Annotated in this window: 4 protein-coding genes; 2 read left to right on the top strand and 2 right to left on the bottom strand. The window is 70.6% G+C overall.

All coding sequences use genetic code 11. The features are described from left to right. Positions 1 to 206: 206 nt before the first annotated feature. Positions 207 to 794: a gliding-motility regulator Ras-like GTPase MglA gene (gene mglA / locus D7V93_RS40305; protein WP_120615485.1), complete on the bottom strand. Its 588-nt coding sequence runs from the start codon at positions 792 to 794 to the stop codon at positions 207 to 209. Positions 795 to 805: 11 nt separating this feature from the next. Further along, complete coding sequence (gene mglB / locus D7V93_RS40300) at positions 806 to 1,285, bottom strand: gliding-motility regulator GTPase-activating protein MglB (protein ID WP_002637270.1); 480 nt, start codon at positions 1,283 to 1,285, stop codon at positions 806 to 808. Positions 1,286 to 1,535: 250 nt separating this feature from the next. On the opposite strand from mglB, the gene D7V93_RS40295 reads away from it, so the two are divergent. Next, complete coding sequence (locus D7V93_RS40295) at positions 1,536 to 3,098, top strand: carboxypeptidase regulatory-like domain-containing protein (RefSeq protein WP_120648328.1); 1,563 nt, start codon at positions 1,536 to 1,538, stop codon at positions 3,096 to 3,098. 47 nt (positions 3,099 to 3,145) lie between these two features. Then, positions 3,146 to 3,508: FecR family protein (locus D7V93_RS40290; protein ID WP_504739597.1), on the top strand; the 363-nt coding region annotated here is incomplete at its 3' end.

The following is a 3,508-nucleotide window of genomic DNA, read 5'->3' as shown; positions in this document are numbered from 1 at the left end:
GGGGTGGGGGAGGGGGATGCACCTTGCGCGAACACCGGCCCGGGAAGGCCAGCGCTCAGGAGCGCGAGGAGACGGAAGGTGGCGGATGCGACGCGCACGGTACGACCTCGGAAGGCGGCTCTGCCCGACGGCACGAGGTCATACCATCCTTTGCCGGGGGCTGCCCGTTAGGGGGCAAGCCAACCCGGCAGGGAAGCAGGCGGCGATCAGCCGCCCTTGCGCAGCTCCGTGAGGACCAGCTTGGCCACGGCCTTGAGCGTGTCGAACACGCCCACACCGGTGGGGGCCACGGCCTGGTACTCCGGCATGTTCCGGGGGTTGAGCGTCTTGTGCATCTCTTCGGTCGTCACCGCGTTGGGCAGGTCGCGCTTGTTGTACTGCATGACGGCCGGAATCTTGTTCAGGTCGTAGCCCTGCTCGGCCAGGTTGATGCGCAGGTTCTCGAACGATTCCATGTTCGCCTCCATGCGCTCGATCTGGCTGTCGGCGACGAACACCACGCCGTCCACGCCCTTGAGGATGAGCTTGCGGCTGGCGTCGTAGAACACCTGGCCGGGCACCGTGTAGAGGTGGAAGCGCGTCTTGAAGCCGCGGATCTCACCGAGTGACAGCGGCAGGAAGTCGAAGAAGAGCGTGCGGTCCGTCTCCGTGGAGAGCGAGATGAGCTTGCCCTTCGTGTCCGCCGCCGTCTTGTTGTAGATGTACTGGAGGTTCGTGGTCTTCCCGCAGAGCCCCGGCCCGTAATAGACAATCTTGCAGTTGATTTCGCGGGATGAGTAATTGATGAAGGACATGGCTTCCCGGGTTACTCGCTGAAGAGGTTGTCGATATCGTCGTCGGAGATCTCGGCGAACGGCGAACCGGCTCCGGGGCTGTCGGTCTTCTTCACGAGGCTTTCGAAGATCTTCGTCAGCTCGTCGCTGGCCTTCTTGATGCGCAGGCGCACCAGACCCAGGCTCGTGCGGTTGTCGAAGATGACGACCAGCACCACCCGGCTGCCGACGATGGTCATGTAGAGGCTGTCCTTCGCCCCTTCATGGAACTGGTTGGGGAATTCGTTCTCCCCGATCAGCTTCGCCAGTCCGCCCATGGCGGCCACGTTGCCGGCCGTCAGCGACGCGAGCGACGTCGTGTCGATGTTCTGCGTCTGGCCCGCCGAGGAGATGAGCTGGCCGTTCTTGTCGACGAGGAAGACCACCTTCGCGTTCGCGTCCTTCGTGAGCCGGTCGCAAACGGCGTTGATCTTTGTGAACTCCTCTTCGTACATCACCAGTTGCGTGCCCATGGGCGTATGCGCTCCTCAGCGTTCGCTCGCCCCGCTCACGGCGGCGCTCCGATGTTTCTGGAGTGAATCCCGGAGGTTAGACGAGGCGCTACCGACCGTCGTCATGCTTAGCAAAGCAGTTCCACTCCAGCAAGAAGCCAGCCGTGATCCGCGCCGCTTCTTGCTCGAATGACGGTTTCGCGGGTTGGGCCACCTGCCCTCCTTCTCTATACTCCGCCGGGCCTTGCGCCGCCCGATCCCCCTCACCGACATGCTTCCGCGCCTGCTCGTCCTCCTCCTGGCGCTCGTCTGCTCCAGGGCCATCGGGGCCGAGCCGCTCGAACCGGAGCGCGCCTCGCTGCGCCTGCGCTACGGCCTGGCGCAACGCGAAGGTCAGCAGGTGGATGTAGGGCCCGGGCTCACCTACGCCGGGCTGACGCCGAACGATGGCGCGCTGACGTTGACGGGCTGGACGGCGGGCCGGCTGGGGACGTGGCTGGGCGGCCAGGTGGATCTCCAGCGCGAGGCGTTCGACCTCAGGGATGCCGCGGCAGTGCGGGTGACGGGCGGCAGTCTCGCGCGCGGCTCGGTGGGGCCGCGCGGGCGCCTGTTCCTGGGGCCGGTGCGGCTGGAGCTGGGCGCGGGCTACGGCTTCGCGCAGCTGCCGCTGTTCGGCGGGTTCGCTGCCGCGCCGGTGTTGCAGCGGGGCGTGCGGCACGCGGCGCTGGTGTCGGGCCGGGTGCTGGTGGCGCTGCCGGCGGGTTTCCGGCTGGAGGCGCGGGGCGAGGTGCCGCTGACGCTCTCCGCGCACGCCGCGGGGGACCTGAAGGCGTCCTCCACGGGCTACGTCGTCGGGGCGGCGTTGCTGCTCCCGGTGGTGCGCCGGGTGCGGTGGACCGGGACGCTGATGCTGGATGCGCAGCAGGCGCGCGACACGATGACGCTGGAGGCTTCGGGCCTCCGCTCCGAGCAGCGGCTGCGGCGCCTGGGGCTGGCGCTGGAGCTGGCGTGGCGGGACGACGCGCGGGCGTCGCCGCTCGTCGAAGGCCCGCGTCAGGGCTTCGTCCCGATGCGGGTGGTGGACGCGGAGACGGGCGCGCCGCTGGCCGGGGCCCGGGTGCTGGTGCCTTCCTTGAGGAGCCCTGGCACGAGCGAGGAGCTGGTGACGGACGCGCAGGGCGAGGTGCGGGCGCTGCTGCCGTCGGGCGCGCAGTCCGCGCGGGTGAGCGTGGAGGGCTATGAGGAGGTGACGGAGAGCGCCACCGTCAGCGACTCGGAGGAGAACGCCCCCGTCCAGGTCCGCCTGCGCAAGAAGGCGCCGGTGCCGACCACGGGGGCCCTGAAGGTGGCGGTGGTGCAGGGCAAGGCCGGCGTGCCCCTGCCGGACGTGCGCGTCACCGCGGGCACCGCCGCGCTGCGCACGGACATGCGGGGCGAGGCGCTGCTGGAGGGGCTCGAGCCCGGGCCGGTGGCCGTCTCCGTGCAGGCCCCGGGCTTCCGCCCGGCGGAGGAGGCCGCGGTGGTGGTGGTGGGGCAGGCCTCCGAGCTGCGGGTGGTGCTGTCCCCGGTGCGAGCGAAGGCCGAGCTGGCCACGCTGCTGGGCCAGGTGCGCAGCGCCCGGAGCGGACGGCCCCTGGTGGCGACGGTGTCCATCCCGCAGGCGAAGGTGCGCACGCGCACGGACAAGTCCGGCGGCTTCACCGCGCGCGTCCGTGGCGGCACGTACCGCATCACGCTCTCCGCGCCCGGACACGTGTCGCAGACCAAGACCGTCACCGTGCGCGTGGGCGAGCAGGCCATCTTCAACGTCGATTTGTTCCCGAGGGGCCGGTGAGTCGCGAGGCCGTCCGCCCGCGCCCCCCGTCCGCCGCCGAGGTCTCAGTGAGTCCTGTCCGCATCCTGGCGCTGTCGCTGCTCGTCCTCGTCGCTGGCTGCTCGGGGTGTGAGCGCGAAGAGGCGCCGAAGCCCGCGCCCGTGGCCGAGGTGGACGCGGGGGCCCCGGCGCCGCTCGCGCAGTTGGAGGGCCTGTCCGGCGACGTGCGCCTGGAGCGCGCGGGCAAGGTGGGGCCGGCCGTGGCGGGGCCGTTGCTCGCGGGCGACGCGGTGGAGACGGGCGACCAGGGCTCCGCGGTGGTGCGCTTCCCGGGCGGACGGACGGTGGAGGTGGGCCGCGAGGGCCGCTTCGCGCTGGGCTCGGACGCGACGGGCGTGGTGATGAAGGTGGAGCGCGGCATCGTGCTGTCG

Origin of the sequence: Corallococcus llansteffanensis (assembly GCF_003612055.1) — a bacterium.
GTDB lineage: Bacteria > Myxococcota > Myxococcia > Myxococcales > Myxococcaceae > Corallococcus > Corallococcus llansteffanensis.
Note: the sequence above shows the minus strand (reverse complement) of the source record. Positions and strands in the feature narration are given on the sequence as shown.

What these genes read in the sequence shown, in the direction of transcription:
- D7V93_RS40295 (WP_120648328.1), top strand. Translation starts at nt 1,536, where the DNA reads ATGCTTCCGCGCCTGCTCGTCCTCCTCCTGGCGCTCGTCTGCTCCAGG.
- mglA (WP_120615485.1), bottom strand. Translation starts at nt 794, where the DNA reads ATGTCCTTCATCAATTACTCATCCCGCGAAATCAACTGCAAGATTGTC.
- mglB (WP_002637270.1), bottom strand. Translation starts at nt 1,285, where the DNA reads ATGGGCACGCAACTGGTGATGTACGAAGAGGAGTTCACAAAGATCAAC.